This window comes from Ramlibacter henchirensis, from assembly GCF_004682015.1.
Lineage (GTDB): Bacteria > Pseudomonadota > Gammaproteobacteria > Burkholderiales > Burkholderiaceae_C > Ramlibacter > Ramlibacter henchirensis.
Genome location: NZ_SMLM01000002.1, coordinates 816580 through 832737 on the forward strand (window position 1 = coordinate 816580; position 16158 = coordinate 832737).

General features: G+C 64.8%; 14 protein-coding genes. 8 read left to right on the plus strand and 6 right to left on the minus strand.

What is annotated here, in order from left to right; translation table 11 throughout:
* Positions 1-82 precede the first annotated feature (82 nt).
* The 4 genes from EZ313_RS16655 to EZ313_RS16670 all read right to left on the minus strand — a co-directional run bounded on the left by EZ313_RS16655 (position 83) and on the right by EZ313_RS16670 (position 5193).
* Positions 83-1795: an AMP-binding protein gene (locus tag EZ313_RS16655; RefSeq protein ID WP_240788677.1), complete on the minus strand. Its 1713-nt coding sequence runs from the start codon at positions 1793-1795 to the stop codon at positions 83-85.
* Between the two features lie 80 nt (positions 1796-1875).
* Entirely contained in the window at positions 1876-2961 is a 1086-nt protein-coding gene (locus tag EZ313_RS16660; protein ID WP_135264392.1) for a hypothetical protein, read from the minus strand.
* A gap of 195 nt (positions 2962-3156) precedes the next feature.
* Positions 3157-4137, minus strand: a complete 981-nt coding sequence (locus EZ313_RS16665; RefSeq protein ID WP_167772618.1) for a Bug family tripartite tricarboxylate transporter substrate binding protein — start codon at positions 4135-4137, stop codon at positions 3157-3159.
* A gap of 30 nt (positions 4138-4167) precedes the next feature.
* Positions 4168-5193, minus strand: a complete 1026-nt coding sequence (locus EZ313_RS16670) for a Bug family tripartite tricarboxylate transporter substrate binding protein (protein ID WP_135264394.1) — start codon at positions 5191-5193, stop codon at positions 4168-4170.
* Between the two features lie 180 nt (positions 5194-5373).
* On the opposite strand from EZ313_RS16670, the gene EZ313_RS16675 reads away from it, so the two are divergent.
* The 8 genes from EZ313_RS16675 (at position 5374) to EZ313_RS16710 (ending at position 14162) form a co-directional block, all read left to right on the plus strand.
* Positions 5374-6927 (plus strand): flavin-containing monooxygenase, encoded by a 1554-nt coding sequence (locus tag EZ313_RS16675; protein ID WP_240788678.1) that lies wholly within the window; start codon positions 5374-5376, stop codon positions 6925-6927.
* The gene (locus EZ313_RS16680; RefSeq protein ID WP_240788679.1) at positions 6924-8051 is read left to right on the plus strand and encodes a CaiB/BaiF CoA transferase family protein; all 1128 of its coding nucleotides are present in this window, start codon (positions 6924-6926) and stop codon (positions 8049-8051) included. Before EZ313_RS16675 ends, EZ313_RS16680 begins: the two co-directional genes overlap by 4 nt.
* Complete coding sequence (locus tag EZ313_RS16685) at positions 8048-9664, plus strand: class I adenylate-forming enzyme family protein (protein ID WP_167772619.1); 1617 nt, start codon at positions 8048-8050, stop codon at positions 9662-9664. The genes EZ313_RS16680 and EZ313_RS16685 overlap by 4 nt, the downstream gene beginning before the upstream one ends.
* Positions 9665-9699: 35 nt before the next feature.
* Positions 9700-10611, plus strand: coding sequence for an alpha/beta fold hydrolase (locus EZ313_RS16690; RefSeq protein WP_338106323.1), 912 nt, complete (start codon positions 9700-9702; stop codon positions 10609-10611).
* 61 nt (positions 10612-10672) lie between these two features.
* Entirely contained in the window at positions 10673-11368 is a 696-nt protein-coding gene (locus tag EZ313_RS16695; protein ID WP_135264397.1) for a TetR/AcrR family transcriptional regulator, read from the plus strand.
* A 47-nt stretch (positions 11369-11415) separates the two neighbouring features.
* A complete protein-coding gene (locus EZ313_RS16700) occupies positions 11416-12597 on the plus strand; it encodes a thiolase family protein (protein ID WP_240788680.1) in 1182 nt (393 codons plus the stop codon).
* 34 nt (positions 12598-12631) lie between these two features.
* Complete coding sequence (locus tag EZ313_RS16705; protein ID WP_135264399.1) at positions 12632-13396, plus strand: SDR family NAD(P)-dependent oxidoreductase; 765 nt, start codon at positions 12632-12634, stop codon at positions 13394-13396.
* 4 nt (positions 13397-13400) lie between these two features.
* Entirely contained in the window at positions 13401-14162 is a 762-nt protein-coding gene (locus EZ313_RS16710) for a crotonase/enoyl-CoA hydratase family protein (protein ID WP_135264400.1), read from the plus strand.
* Between the two features lie 108 nt (positions 14163-14270).
* Here the strand turns inward: EZ313_RS16710 and EZ313_RS16715 are convergent, their stop codons facing one another.
* Entirely contained in the window at positions 14271-15242 is a 972-nt protein-coding gene (locus EZ313_RS16715; RefSeq protein WP_135264401.1) for a tripartite tricarboxylate transporter substrate binding protein, read from the minus strand.
* A 223-nt stretch (positions 15243-15465) separates the two neighbouring features.
* Positions 15466-16158, minus strand: coding sequence for a nitroreductase family protein (locus tag EZ313_RS16720; RefSeq protein WP_135264402.1), 693 nt, complete (start codon positions 16156-16158; stop codon positions 15466-15468).

Sequence of the window (16158 nt, forward strand, 5' to 3'; positions counted from 1 at the left end):
ACCTGGGAACGGCAGGCCAGCGGCATTAGAGTGCAGCTTTGGGATCAAACTTTGGTGAAGGCGACCATCGCGACCAAAGAGATCAGCGGGCGCACGCCGGATCTGTCGATCCGCTCGCAGCCGACGGGAGTTCGTCGGTCGCGGTGTGCCCCCCGCCTGCACGGTCCCACATCCGCGCCGGATCGTCCAGAGCGCGCTCGCGCAGCTTGTACTTCTCGATCTTGTTCGTGGGCGTGAACGGCAGCTCCTCCACGAACTCAAGAAACCGCGGAATCATGTGTCGGCTCATACTGGCTTCGCAGTGGGCGATGAGCTCCGCGTGCGTCAGCGTAGCCCCTTCTCGTAGGACGACCGAGACCGCGACTTCGTCCTCGCCGTGTTCGGACGGCAATGGGTAAACGGCCACCTCCCGCACGGCGGTGTGCGATGCGATGGCGGACTCTACCTCGAAGGCCGAGATGTTTTCGCCGCGACGGCGTATCGCGTCTTTCTTGCGGCCGGTGAGGTAGAGGTACCCGTCCGCGTCAAGGTAGCCGTAGTCCCCGGTGTGGAACCACAGGTTTTGCCAAGCCGCCTGCGTAGCCTCGGGCATCTTGTAATAGCCTGTGGGTGCGGCCCAGGGCAGTTCCAAGCGCATCAGGATCTCGCCAATCTCTCCTGTCGGCAACGGAAAGTCATGGTCGTCGACGATGCGCATGGACACACCGTCACACACTTGGCCGCAACTGAAGGCCTTCTCCGGCGGCGCAGTCGACGGCAGCGAGGTGCCGACCCCGTAGTCGCTGAGCCCGTAGGCGGCGAGCACTCCCACCCCGTACCGGCTGGCGAACTCATGCACATAGGGCGGCGCGGGCGCCACCGAGCACACCCGGACCTTGTGATCCCGGTCCAGCGGCGACGGCGGCTGCGACCACAGGAAATTTGCCATCGCGCCGATCGCATTGAAGCGCGTCACGCCGTGGCTGCGAATGAGCCCCCAGAACTGCGAAGCGGAGAAGCGCACGTCCAGCACGACGGTGGTTCCTGCCACGATTGCCATGCCGCAGGCCATCAGCAGTGCGTTGGCATGGAACAGCGGCATGCACACGTAATCGACGTCGCCGGGCAAGTGGTAGCGGTAGTGCACGCCTTGCTTGCCCCAGTACCAGGCTGCGGCATGCGTGTACATGATGGCCTTGGAAGGGCCTGTGGTTCCCGAGGTGAACAAAAGATAGGCCAAGTCCGTGAATTGCACGCCGTTGTCCACGGGGTCATCGCTGACTGACGACGCATCGAAAGCTTCCACGAGGACCCGCAGGCCTTGCAACAGGCGGCGAGCTCGCTCTACGTCGCCGATGACGACCACCTGCCGCAACTGCGGGAGGCGGGGTGCCACCGACGCGAATTCCTCCATGCACGCCTCGTGCACGATGGCCTCCGTGCAATCCGCATGCGAGAGGTAATACTCCATCAGCGAAGCCTTGGCCGCGGTGTTGACGGGCACCGAGACCGCGCCGATCTTGCCCAGAGCCAGGTTGCCCAGCAGGCATTCGGGACAGTTGGGCGACAGCATTGCGACGTGCGCCCCCTTGCCGATCCCAAGGGCCATCAGTTGATGCGCGATTCCGTTGGTGCTGCGGTGGAGATCCAGGAAGGTGTAGCTGCGGCCATCCGGCACGAAGCGCAGGAAGAGGCGGTCCGGGCACAGCGCTGCGCGCTTCGCCAACACGGCGCCGGTGGTCCATTCGCGGATACCTCCGATCTCCGCCTCGACATCGATCGCAGGCCAGGAATCGGGCTGCATCTTCTCGCTCATCTGGTTCCCCGCGGCCCGATTCGGTCGCACGGCACCCTCGCTAAGGAAGCCGTGGCCCGATGCTCTCGTCAATGTATGGGTCAGAACCGAGGGAGGTCTTTGAGCTTGATCGTGCCGATCCGCTGCGCTCGGAAGGCGCCAATCCACAACTCTTCTCCCACCACGATCGCACTTGTGCCGCCGCCGAAGTTCTTCGTGTTCGGCTGAACCACAAGCGTTTCAGCCTTCATCGTCTCGGGATCAACCACCGCCACTCCGGTTGTGACTGGACACACGGCGTCGCTCCGAATGCACTCCTGGATCTTGCTAAATTGCGTCACGTGGCCCACGGCCAAGATCTTCCCGTCAGGAGTCCAACGAAGGTTGTCCACCAGGAATCCGATGCGAACTGCCTGCTTGGAATAAGGGACGCGCCCGCGAGAAATCTTGTTCACGGTCTGACTGGTGTATCCGGCAACATAGAGTGTCTTGCCATCGCGGGAGGCAACGATGCCGTTATTGCCGGGCAACTCCGAACCGGGGACCGTAGTCCAACCGGCCGCCGGTGACCACTCCAGCACAAAACCGCTCGGCAAACCTTCAATCGCACGCTCGACTGCCTTCGGATCTTCGGCATTTGCCAAGACGGTGGCTACAAAGCCCTCGTTCGGCAAGTGCGCCACGGAATTGAAGAACAACGGTGCCGGCGCCACGGCGCACCCCTTCCATGTCAGCTTCGGCTCCCCGGTCACGTCAAGATCGTAGATCTCGACTGAACGTCGTCCCCCATGGTTCACGGAGTAGACGACGTGCTTGCCATTGCCTTCATTGCGCACGCTCAGGCCATGGGACTGCAGCTTGTTCGCCTCCGGCGGTCCCGGGCAGTCTTTGTAGATCGCGGCCTTGGCGCCCGAGAGATCGGGCTTCAGTGGCCGAACCGACTTGTCACGCGTGCTGACAAGATAGAAGCCTCCTCCGCTCCACGTCTTATCCCCCATGTTGCTGGTGATCACCCAAGAACTCCCCTCCACCTGGATGAGGTCCTCGGGGTTGTTCAAGCTGCAGATGTATCCCAAGTGGCCTTCGTCTTTGCAGTCCACCGAGCCCTGCGCCCACACGACATAGGTTGACTGCAGCGTGGCGAGAAGCAAAGCGATTTTTAGCAGCGACTTCGTTGCAAGTTTCATGATTTCTCCTGAAGTGATGACCGGTCTACAAACCCATGGTTCGAAAAATTGGGGATACCTACGCCCGAGTCCACATGCATGATAGACCCAACCAAGCATTTGCTCAAGTACTCGGGGAACCGCCCTGCTCGACGGATTTGCCGTTCCCGGATTTCTCGCACTTCATCGCTGCCACCGCTTCCACGATGTCAGCTGTCATTCCGGCTGGATCCCTGCGGCTTTGATGCGGCTGCCCCACGCATTCAGCTGCGATTTGGTGAACTCGACATGATCGGAGAATGTGTTCGGGGAAAAGTCCAGCCCGAGCCCGGCGAAGCGCTGGCGAACTTCCGGCTTTTGGCCGAGCTTCACAATCTCGGCGCTCAGCCGATCGACGACGTCTTTGGGCATTTTCGGCGGGCCAGCAAAACCAACCCAAGCCACCAGGTCGTTTTCGGGGAAGCCTGCTTCCGACAACGTCGGGATGTCCGGCCACAAGGCAGACCGCGTTGTTGATGTCACGCCGAGAGCCTTCAGCTTGCCCGCACGAACAAGCGGCGCCGCAACGGACAGATCGGCCATCATGAACTGGATTTGGCCCCCTATCAGGTCGTTCACCGCCGCCGGCTGCCCCTTGTAGGGAACACCAAGCGCGGGGAACCTGGCCGAGGAAGCGAAGGCCATTGCCGCCACCTGTGCGGTCGACGACCCGTATCCGTACGACATGTTGCCCTTGCGACGAGCCTCCGCAACGAAGTCCGCGGCTGTACTTGGCGCATTCTCCGCCTTGACGACGAGCATGTAGGGGATCATTACGAGCCGCGCGATGTGCGTGAAGTCTTTCAGCGCATCGTAGGGGAGCGCCTTGGTCAACCACGGTCCGATCGAATGCGTCGCCGAAGACGAGACGAGGAGCGTGTAGCCGTCTGCAGGTGACTTGGACACGTAGTCGCTGCCGACTTGGCCCACCGCACCAGGCTTGGATTCAACGAGGAAAGTGCCGCCCATCGACGCTTTTAGTTCGTCAGCGACGATGCGCGCTATCGAGTCGCCCGTGCTGCCGGCTGTATAAGGGTTGATGATCCGTACGGGCTTCGAAGGATACGTCTGTGCTGTCGCGATTGTCGCGACAGCCACGACCGCGCTCCCGCTGGCAAGGCGGAAAACGCGGCTGAGGCAGAAGAAAAGGCGGCTCAACATATCTCCTGGGTTTTCCGGGCGGTCGGGTCAGGTCGCCTGATCCACCGTGATGCCGGCGCGCTTGATCACCTGCGCCCACTGCGCGTATTCAGCCGCGATCGCCTCGCCATATTGCTTCGGCGTGCTGGGCGATGCGATGCTGTTGTTGGCCAGGAACTTGGCTTGAATGTCCTTGTCGTTCAGCACCTGGACGAACGCAGCGTTGTACCGTTCGACGATCTCGCGAGGCGTTCCCGCGGGCAGCACGATGCCGTGAAGGATCTCGGAATGGAATCCGGGCAGGAACTTCGCAACGGTCGGAACGCCAGGCAACAGCGGGGAGGGCTCTTTCGACGCCACGCCGATGAGCTTGATTTTTTTGGCCTTCGCGAGCGACAGCACCGTCTCGGTCACGACAGTCACCAGGATGTCGAGGTCGCCCGCCATCAGTGCCTGAACTGCCGGCGCGCCGCCCTTGTAGGGAACGTGAAGCATCTTCATGTTGCCCTGCAGCCCCAACAGCACCCCAGTGAGGTGACCGACGCCTCCCACGCCGGCGGTGCCAGAGTTGATGCCCTCGGGTTTGGTCTTGGCGTAGGCCATGAGCGCGCCGATGTCGTCACCGGGCACGCGCATGCTGGCCATCACAACGGCTGGCGCGCGCATCACGAGCGACACCGGTTCGAAATCCTTCAGCGGGTCGTAGCCGACGTTCTTGCGGAGCTGCGGAATGGTCGACATCGGACCGCTGAAGGCATAGCCCAGCATGGATCCGTCCTTGGGACCGCGTGCGACCTCCAGGTGACCAGGGGCGCCACCGCCACCGGGCTTGTAGTCGATGATCACCGGAGCACCGACTGCCTGCCTCAGTTTGTCTTCCATGACGCGAAACAGCGCGTCGCCTCCGCCGCCGGGTGCCGTCGCCATGATGAGCTTGACGGGAGCGTTCTGCTGGGCGCGCGCCAGCATGGGCGAGGCCGCTGCTGCTGCGCCCAGCGCCGCACCCGACCGCAGGAAGCGGCGGCGCTCACGGGAAAAGGATGCGTCCGCTACGCGGTGGGAATCGATTTGCATGTCGCTGTCCTCAGGTCGAGTGGAAAAGGCTGTGCAGACACTGTCCGCACCTGTGCTTGCCCGGCTTCAAATACCAAGCGCTTGATAGGGTACTGTTTTCTCCCGATCGCGTCAACCCGACCTGGTCGCGTTGACTGAGCCGGACCAGCCCGCTTGCGCATGCCCGCGTAATCCCTTACCATGCCTATCAAGCGCTTGGTTAGGGGCCCGTCGCACCGGACGTCGCGACGCACTCGCTACGACACACCAGGGACAAAGACAATGGACATTACGAGAAAACTCAAGATTGCGGTGATCGGCGGAGGTGCCTCCGGCATCATGACGGTGATCAAGTTGCGCGAGATCGGCCAGACCGACGTGCAAGTCTTCGAGCGCGCGTCCGAGATTGGCGGGACGTGGCGCGACAACCGCTATCCGGGCATCGCATGCGACGTGCCGTCGCACCTGTACCGGTTCTCTTTCGCGCCGAACCCCGACTGGACGCACGTCTGCGCCTCAGGAAGCGAAATCCTGGATTACCTCCGCCGCGTTTACGATGACTTTGACATCCAGCGCCACGTCGTCTTCAACGCCGAGGTGAAGGCCGCCACTTACGACGGCGGCCGGTGGACGCTGGAGACGACCGTCGGTACGCGCGGGCCTTTCGACGTCGTGATCACCGCGATGGGCATCCTGCGGAAGCCGGCGCTGCCCGATGTCCCCGGCCTGGACAGCTTCGCAGGAACCATGTTCCACACGCTGCACTGGCCCGCAGGCCTGCAGCTCGAAGGCAAGCGCGTCGGCATCATCGGCACCGGTTCCACCGCGACGCAGATCGTTTCAGCAATCGTCTCGAAGACGTCGAAGTTGTCCGTGTTCCAACGCACGGCGCAGTGGATCATGCCCCTGCCCAACACGCCGGTTTCGGAAGAGGAAAAGGAGCGCTTCCGCCGCGACCCGGTGCTGATGCAGAAGCGCTATGACGATCTCGCGGACGACTTCAACAACAAATGGGCTGCCGCGATCGTCGGCCAGGCGCCGCGTGTATACGCCCACATCGAGCGCACCTGCCGCGAGAACCTGGAGCAAAGCGTCAAGGACCCGGTGCTGCGCGAAAAGCTGCGGCCGGACTACAAGGTGGGCTGCAAGCGGCTGGTTATGTCTGACAGCTTCTACAACGCCATACAGCAACCGAATGCCGAGCTGGTGACCGATCGCATCGAAGCAATCGAGCCCAACGGCGTGCGTACGGTCGACGGCCGCCTGCACGAACTGGACGTGCTGATCCTCGCCACGGGCTTCAACGCGCACGCAACCTTCGAGCCCATGAAGATCATCGGTCGCAACGGCCTGACGCTCGAAGATGCCTGGAAGGACAGCGCCCAGGCTTACCTGGCGGTGGCGATCCCCGGCTTCCCCAATTTCTTCATGATCGGTGGGCCAAACAGCCCCATCGGCAACTTCTCCTTCCTGATGACAGCCGAACGGCAGTGCGGCTACGCGATCCGCATGATCCAGCACATGGTGGTTACTGGCATCAAGGCGGTGGCACCGAAGGCGGACGCAACCCGCGAATTCAACGAGGCTGTCCGCAAGCAGATGGGCTCGACGATCTGGAGCAGCGGCTGCAGGAGCTGGTACATGGACAAGAAAGGGAACATCGCCTCCTGGCCGTGGACGTTCCAGCGCTTCGAGGACATGATGGGCATGCCCGAGCTCGATCACTACGAGCAGTTCGACGAGGCCCACGCTTGAAGGGCGAAGCAAATATCGATGAAGGTCGCGGCCCGCTTGCGGGTCTGAAGGTGCTTGAGTTCTCCGGCCTGGGTCCCGGACCGTTCGCCGGCATGCTGCTGGCCGACATGGGCGCGGACGTCGTGCGGGTGGACCGGCCGCCCAGTCGCCACGCCGACCCTGCGGACATCACCGGCCGCGGCAAACGCTCGCTAGTCCTCGACCTGAAGTCCGCGGCGGGCCTCGCGACAGCGCGCGGGCTGGCTGGCAGGGCCGACGTGCTGATCGAGGGATTCCGTCCCGGCGTGATGGAGCGCCTCGGTCTTGGACCTGACGAGCTGCTGGCCGCGAATCCGCGCCTGGTCTACGGGCGCATCACCGGTTGGGGCCAGCACGGGCCGCTCGCGCACGTCGCGGGGCACGACCTGAACTACATCGCAATTACCGGAGCGCTGGCAGCCATCGGCGAACGCGGTGGGCGCCCCGTCCCCCCACTGAACCTCGTGGGCGATTTCGGCGGCGGCTCGATGTTCCTGCTCTTCGGCGTGCTGTGCGCGCTGCACGAACGGGCGCGTTCGGGCCGTGGCCAGGTCATCGACGCGGCCATGACGGACGGGGTCAACGCGATGCTCGCACCGATTCTCAGCCTGCGCGCCTTGGGGCAGTGGACCGGGAAGCGAGGCGGCAACCTGCTCGACGGCGGAGCGCCCTTCTACAACACGTACCGCTGCGCTGATGGCAAGTACGTCGCGGTAGGGCCGATCGAACCACAGTTCTACCAGTTGCTGCGCGAGAAGCTCGGCCTGCTCGATGCACGGGAGTTCGACGGCCAGATGGATACGGAGCGCTGGCCGGATCTCGCCCGGCGCCTGGGCTCCGTTTTCGGCTCGAAGACGCGTGCCGAGTGGACGGCACTGCTCGAAGGCACGGACGTGTGCTTCGCGCCCGTGCTGGACTTCGAAGAGGCTCCCGGCCACCCGCACAACCGCGCGCGCGAGTCGCACTACGTCCAGGACGGCGTGACGCAGCCAGCGCCGGCGCCGCGCTATTCGCGCACGCCGACCAGGCAGCCGCCGTCGCCTTGCGGCATTGGCGGTGACGCTGCCGCCGTGTGCGCCGACTGGGGCCTGGAGAAACAGCCGTGACGGACAAAGACCTTCCGCTGCTCGGTGAACTGCCCACGCGTGCCGCAGCCAAGTGGCCGGAACAGAAAGCCCTGGAATGGGCGACCGGCGCAATGAGCTACGCCGAACTCGATGCGCGCATCGACCGGGTGGCGTGCGGCCTGATGCGCAACGGCGTCAACGCGGGCGACAAAGTCGGCCTCCTGGTCAGCAACGGGCCGGAGTATGTGGAGGCCATCTTCGCCCTCTGGCGCATCGGCGCCGCGGCGGTGCCGTTCAACCTGCGCTATCGCGAAACGGACCTGGCCGACGTCGTCCGCCGCGGGGGCTGCAAGGTATTGATCTTCTCCGGCCGTGCGGGGCCGATCGACTTCGTCGCCCTGGTGCAGCGCAGTCTGCGATCGGACCTGGAGCGGGGCAGCCTGCGGACGGTCCTGGTTGGGGAAGGCGTCATGCCCGGCGCCATTTCCTGGTCCAGCCTCGAAGACGCCGTTTATTCGCCGGCGGAACAGCGGGCGCTGTGCGAACGCCGTGCGGCCTGCAAGGCAAGCGATCTGGCGCTGATCGTCTTCACGTCGGGGACAACGGGCCGCCCCAAGGGGGTGATGCACGACCACAGCTGCGTGCGCAGCGTGCGCGATCGCGGACGCCTGTGGAAGGTGCAGCCTGGCGAGACAATGCTGAACTACCTGCCGATGTTCCACCTCTATTCGCTCAGCGAAGCGGTGCTGCAATGCATGTACAGCGGCTGTCGGCAGGTCGTCATGGAGACCTTCGACGCAAACACGGCGCTGGACCTGATCGAGCAAAAGTCGATCAACATCCTCCACGGTTTCGAAACCCATTACGCCGACCTCCTGCGTGTCCAGGCCGAGCGCCCGCGCAACGTCGGCAGCTTGCGCTTCGGCACGCTGCCATCCGGCCTCGAGACCTCGGCCGCGATTGCCGTGCAGGTGCAGCGCGTGTTCTGCCCCACCGTGACCGGCGCGGGCATGTCGGAGTCCTGGTGCTGGATGTGTACCTGCGCCATCGACGAGCCCGAGGAACTGCGTTGCCATTCGTCGGGCCGGCCGCTGCCGGGGATGGAGATGCGGCTGATCGACCCCGAAACGGGCAAGGACGTCCCGCCGGGCATGCCGGGCGAGATGCTGTTCCGCTGCTACTCGGTGATGAAGGGCTACTTCGAAGACCCAGAGGCCACCGCTGCCGCGCTGGACGCGGACGGCTGGCTGCACAGTGGCGACCAGGGCGTAGTGCGGCCCGACGGCAGCATCCGCTTCACCGGCCGGTACAAGGAGATGCTCAAGGTTGGCGGCGAGAACGTTTCGCCGCAGGGCGTTGAGCAGGAATTGAGCGAACTGGTCCCGGACATCCTGGAGGTCGCCGTGATTGGTATTCCCGAGCCGAGGCTGGTGGAAGTGCCCGTGGCCTATGTGGTCCTCCGCCCCGGTGCGGCGGCTACGGAAGAATCGATCATTGCAGCCTGCAAGGGCAAGATAGCGAGCTTCAAGGTCCCGAAGCGGGTGGTCGTCGTCGCAGAGTTGCCGCACACCGCCACCGGCAAGGTTCAGCGGGCGGTCATCCGCAAGACCGCACTCGAGGCCGGTCTTCAACTCAAGCTGGTATCGCAATGAGCGCGGGTGAACGTCTGCCAGGGACAATGCAACCGATGCACCGCTGGCGCGGCGCTGGCGGCTTGTGGATCGCGGGTGATGCCTGGGGCGATCCACGCCACCCACTGGTGATCCTGCTGCATGGCGGCGGCCAGACGCGGCATGCCTGGAAGGGGACCGGTCGCGCGCTCGGCGCTGCGGGCTACCACGCGGTCGCCTTCGACGCGCGCGGCCACGGCGACTCGGAGTGGGCGAACGACGGGATGTACAGCCAGGATGTGACGGTGCAGGACCTGCGCTGCGTGGTGCAAGCATTGGGAGACGGGCCTTGCATCCTCGTGGGCGCCTCGATGGGCGGCGGCACGAGTCTGGTCGCGGCGGCTGAGCGGTCGGTGGGCGCCCGGGCGCTGGTTCTCGTCGACATCGCGCCACGCATCGAGACCAAGGGTATCGAACACATCAGGGCATTCATGCGCCGCAATCCCGATGGCTTTGCCTCGCTGGAGGAGGTGGCGGACGCCATCGCAAGCTACCAGCCGCATCGGGCGCGACCCGCCAATCTGCTCGGCTTGGCGAAGAACGTCCGCCAGCGAGCGAACGGCAGGCTCTACTGGCATTGGGATCCGCGCTTCCTGCTCGGGCATCGCGATCTCGTGCGGCGCCAGCAGCGCCTCGAGGAATGCGCGCGTGCGCTCACGATTCCGACCCTGCTCGTGCGGGGTGCACACTCCGACGTGTTGAGCGACGAAGGCGTCGCGCAGTTCAAGGCGCTGGCGCCGCACAGCGAATTCGTCAGCATTGCCTCGGCCGGTCACATGGTGGCAGGGGACCGCAACGACGCGTTCGGCGACGCAGTCCTCGAATTCCTCGGCCGGACGCTCCCGTCGGGCGCCCGCGCTGGCGACCGCCTGCAGCCCGCGCAAGGCCATCGCGTGCGCCAGTACCCCGACCTCGAGGACATTCCCTGAGCCATCCCGCTCCTTTCTCGATGCTGCTGGCGACGGGAAGGCCTTCGAGCACACCACGATCGTGGCGATTTTGCCCAAGCGCTCGCTTGGTATTCGATTCATCGCTACACTCCTGTTCATGAAGGTACAAGCGCTCGAGCCCGGCACCGTTGTCGAACCCCAGGAGATGACGCGCCGCGAGGAAATCATGCAGATTGCCGCCAGCCTGTTCGTCGACAAGGGGTACAAGGCAACGACCGTGCGTCTGATTGCCGACGCAGCCAATGTGCAATCCGGCAGCCTTTACCATCATTTCGGGTCGAAGGACGAAATCGTCGACGAGCTGCTTGGCAAGTACGTCCGGAACGCCCTGCTGCGTTATGAAGAAGTCATTGCGACGACGGACAAGCCGGAGGAGCAGGTCCAGAAGCTGATCGAATCCGCCATGGATGCAGTCCACTCCCACCGGGCCGCGTTGCTCTTGCTGCAGCAGGACGGCCGCTGGCTGGCCGAGCAGCCGCGATTCAGCTACCTGAATGAGGTCGGGTCGAAGATCGAGACGCTCTGGCGCAACACCGTCAAGTCGGGGATCGACGCCGGCGTGTTCAACCCCGAGATCGACCCCATCGTGCCGTTTTACATGGTGCGGGATGCCGTCATGTCTGCCGCAAGGTGGTTCAACCCCCAGGGGAAATGGACCGTGACGCGCTGGACCCGCCAGTGCGTCATCCTCATCCTCTCCGGTTTGTGCACGCCGGGCAAAGTCGTCCGGGGCTGAGCTGCAGTTGCATCTTCGGCCTCACCTTTAACGTTACGGAGTCCCACGTGTCAGAGACCGCATTTATCGTCGACGCCATCCGCTCGCCGTCGGGCCGCATCAAAGCCGGCGGCGCATTCACTGACCTGCACCCGACCGAACTGCTGGGCCAGGTGCTGCAGCAGCTCATCCAGCGCAACGGCATCGACCCCGGGCAAGTCGGCGACGTGATCACCGGCTGCGTCAGCCAGAGCGGCGAGCAGTCCGCGACACCCGGCCGCGTGGCTTGGCTGGCCGCCGGCTTCCCGGACCATGTCCCGGCGACCACCATCGACCGAAAGTGCGGTTCGTCCCAGCAGGCGATCGCCTTCGGTGTCCAAGGCATCGTCGCCGGAGCGCACGACATCGTGATCGCCTGCGGTGTCGAGTCGATGAGCCGCGTGCCCATGGGCAGCGCTCGCATGGACCAGAACCCGTTCGGGCCCTCGTACGCGGCGCGATACGGTGCGCAGATCTCGCAGGGTGCGGCTGCAGAGCGCGTCGCCGCGAAGTGGAATCTGTCGCGCGACGAGCTGGACCGCTACGCTGCGCGCTCGCACCGGCTCGCAGCCGAGAGCGACGCCAGCGGCCGGTTCGCGCGCGAGATCGTCGCGATCCGCTCCGGCGGGGGCGTGGTCGAACGCGACGAGACCATCCGCGCCGACAGCACCCCCGAGAAGCTCGCCCAGCTGAAACCCACGTTCGCGGACGAGCGGTTGCGCGAACGCTTTCCGGAGATCACCGACTGGCGAGTCACTGCCGGCAACTCGTCGCAGATGGTCGACGGCGCGGCCGCGGTGCTGCTCGTCAGCGAGCGCATGGCGAACCGGCTGGGACTCAAGCCGCGCGCCCGGTTCGTCGGGTTCGATGTGCGCGGCGACGACCCGATGATGATGCTCACGGCGCCCATCGCCTCGTCGCGCGCGGCGCTCGCGAAGGCCGGCATGACGGTCGACCAGATCGACGCATTCGAGATCAACGAAGCCTTCGCGCCGGTTCCGCTGGCCTGGCTGCGCGAACTGCAGGCGGACCCCGAGCGGCTGAACCCATGCGGCGGTGCGATTGCACTGGGCCATCCGCTGGGCGCTTCGGGCGCGCGGCTGACCACCACGTTGCTGAATCACCTGGAGGCACGCGGCCTGCGCTATGGCCTGCAGTCCATGTGCGAAGCCGGCGGCATGGCGAACACCATGATCCTCGAGCGCGTCTGAGCGCTTCGCACCCCTTAGAAGCAGAGGCACTTCCATGAGAATCGAGCAAAGCAGCGCCATCGTGACCGGCGGCGCCTCCGGTCTTGGCCTGGCGACTGTGCGCCGCCTGGTCGAACAGCGCGCCAAGGTGGTCATCGCCGACCTGCCCTCCTCCAATGGCGCCGAGGTGGCGGCGCAACTCGGCGCGTCGGTGCGTTTCGTGCCGGCCGACGTCACCAGCGAGCCGCAAATGCAGGAAGCCGTGGCCGCGGCCCTCGGTCTCGCGCCGCTGCGCGTCCTCGTGAACTGCGCTGGCCGTGGCGGGGCGTTGCGCGTGCTGGACAAGGAGGGAAAACCGGGTGCGCTCGACTTCTACGAGAGCATCGTTCGCGTCAACCTGATCGGCAGCTTCAACGCCCTGCGATTGGCGGCGGCTGCGATGGCAGGCAACGAGCCCGTGGACGGCGACCGGGGCGTGTGCATCCTGACTTCGTCGGTTGCCGCGTGGGAAGGCCAGGTGGGGCAGATTCCGTATGCGTCGGCGAAGGCGGGCATCGTCGGCATGACGCTGGTGGCCGCGCGTGACTTGGCCCAACGCGCCATCCGCGTCGTGACGATCGCGCCCGGCATCTTCGACACACCCATCCTCGCGCGCCTGCCGGAGAACGTGAAGGCATCGCTCGGCGCCTCGGTTCCACACCCGCCGCGGCTTGGTGTGCCGGACGAATTCGCCAGGCTCGCGTTGCATGTCATCGACAATGCCATGATCAATGGTGAGACGATCCGCCTCGACGGCGCCATCCGCATGCAGCCGAGGTGACCACATGACCGAACTGCTCGTCGAACGCCGCGATGGCGTGCTTGTGATGACGATGAACCGGCCAGAGGCGCGCAACGCCATGACGCAGGCGCTGGCGCACGAGATCGCCGCGGCACTGGACCAGCTGGAGGGTGACCCTGCGCTTCGCATCGGCATATTGACCGGCGCCGGCGGCCACTTCTGCTCGGGAATGGACCTGAAGGCGTTCCTGCGCGGCGAGTTGCCGCGCGTCGAGGGACGCGGCTTCGGCGCGCTGACGCAGGCGCCACCGAAGAAGCCGCTGATCGCCGCGGTGGAAGGTTACGCGCTTGCCGGCGGTTTCGAGATGGTGCTGTCCTGCGACCTGATCGTCGCTTCGCGCGAAGCCAGGTTCGGCCTTCCGGAGGTCAAGCGTGGCCTCGCGGCCACCGCCGGGGGGCTGATGCGCTTGCCGCGCCGCATCCCGTATCACGTCGCGATGCAATACGTGCTGACGGGGGACATGCTGCCGGCCGACCGCGCCGAGCGACTGGGCCTGGTCAACGAATTGGTCGAACCAGGTAAAGCGCTCGAAGCTGCGCTCGACCTCGGGACGAAACTGCTGGCCAACGGGCCGCTCGCACTGGTTGCGGCCAAGCGGGTGGTCTCCGAATCACGTGACTGGCCCGATTCGGAGATGTTCGAGCGCCAGAAGGCTTATACGGCAGCAGTGTTCGAATCGGAGGATGCCAAGGAAGGCGCGAGAGCGTTCACCGAAAAGCGTCCACCGATCTGGCGCGCGCGCTAGAAACGTACGTTACGCGCTCCCGCCTGACGAGGATGCTCCGGCCCCGTCGGTGTAGGGAGCGGGCCCAGCGAGTTCACCGCGGCGGCCGCGAAGTACCGTATCCGCCCTTCACTCACTAAGACGCTTCATGATTCCCGAGCGCGCGACGAAATCCCTGTACAGGGCGGCATCCTTATCGACGTACTTCTCGAACGCATCCGCGCCCATCACGTAGTGCTCCGTGGCATGCTGCTTGGCGTACTCGACGATGGAGGGGTCGCGGGCCGCCTTGACAGCGGCGGCTTCCAGCTGGCGGACCAACGGCTCCGGCGTGCCACTGTGGACGCCCATCCCCTGCAGGAAGTACATCGAAAAACCCGGGTATCCACTTTCCGCGACCGTCGGCACTTTCGGCAGTGACGGGCTGCGCTCGGCGCTGACGATTGCGAGGGGCTTGACACGCCCGGATTCGATGAGCGGAATCGCCCCGCCAGCTTCGTAAAAGATGGCATCCAGCGTGCCACCCAGCAGGTCATTCAGCGCATTCGCAGGAGTCCCCTTGTAGGGAATGTCCTTGAACTTCGACTTCGTCGCTTCCTCGAGACGCGCGAGGGTGATTCGATAGAACAGCGCATACGTGCCGAATGGCACGGTTTCCGGCTTCTGTCTCGCGGCATTCAGCAGGTCCTCGAGGTTGCGATACTTGGCGTCCGCACGCGTGATGATCAGCGAAGTCGACCGGGTGACATTGACGATGGGCCGCAGCGATTTCGGGTCGTAGACACCCGGCTTCACCACAGGAAGAAAATTCAACATGGAGTCGGACACTGCCATGAACGTATGGCCATCCGTGCCGGCGCGCGCGAGTTCGCGGAAAGCGATGGCACCGTCCGCGCCAGGCTTGTTGTCGACGACCACGGGGGCCTTCAGCTCTTCGCTGAGCACCTTCGCGTAGGCCCTGAACAGGGTGTCCATCCCGGAACCGGCACCGATCGACAGGATCAACCGATAGGGGCGGTTATCGCGCCCCTGGCTGTCTGCCGTACCAATGTACGGAGCGAGAACAGTAGCCGCCACAGCGCGCATGAATTGTCTTCTCAAAATCGTCTCCTGGTTGGCGCCGCTGACTCGCGGCCGATGGTTGGGTCGGACAACACCTAGCGCTTGCTTGGTATCGTAAACGGTTTTCGGCGAGATGCAAGCTGGGCGGCACGTCTGCACAGAAGCCTTACCCCCTGCGTGTTCGATTTCCGTCGTTTAAGGTACGGCGCGCCGGCAGGGTTCCGCGATTCGATGCCATGCGCAGTCAAGATGGCATAAGCGCTCACGTGCTGTGGAAGCGTGCCCACTCGTCCAGCGGTGCGCGCTCCGTGACCAGCGCATTGACCGGGTGCGCTGGGTCGCGCCAGCCGATAGCCATGCCGCAAAAGACCATGCGGCTTTCGGGCCAGGCCAGGAAGCGGCTGATCGTCTGCGGATAAATCGACCAGGATTCTTGCGCGCAACTGTCCAGCCCGCGCTCGCGAAGGAGCAGCATCACCGTCTGCAGGAACATTCCCAGGTCCGACCATTGGGGCGGACCCATGAGCCGGTCGACCGAACAGATCATCGCCGCCGGGGCACCGAAGAAGGTGTAGTTGTTGGCGAACCAGCGGCGCCGCGCCGCCTTGTCCTCACGCGGAATCTTCAGCAGCGCATACATTCCCTCGCCGACACGGAAGCGCCGGTCACGCCAGGGTGCGGGCAGCGACGGCGGGTAGATGTCGTATTCCGGCGTTTCGGGTTCGGCGTCCGACGCCAATCGCGCCTGCATCAGCGTCTTGAGTGCGACGAGCCGCTCCCCCGTCAACACGTCCACATGCCACGGCTGCAGGTTGCCGCCGGAAGGCGCGCGGGCGGCATCCTGCAGGACCTCGCGCAGTGTCTCCGTAGGCACGGCATCGCCGAGAAACGCGCGTACCGATTGGCGGCTGCGTACCGCATCGCGCACGGAGGAGGAGGGGCCGTTGTCGTTCAC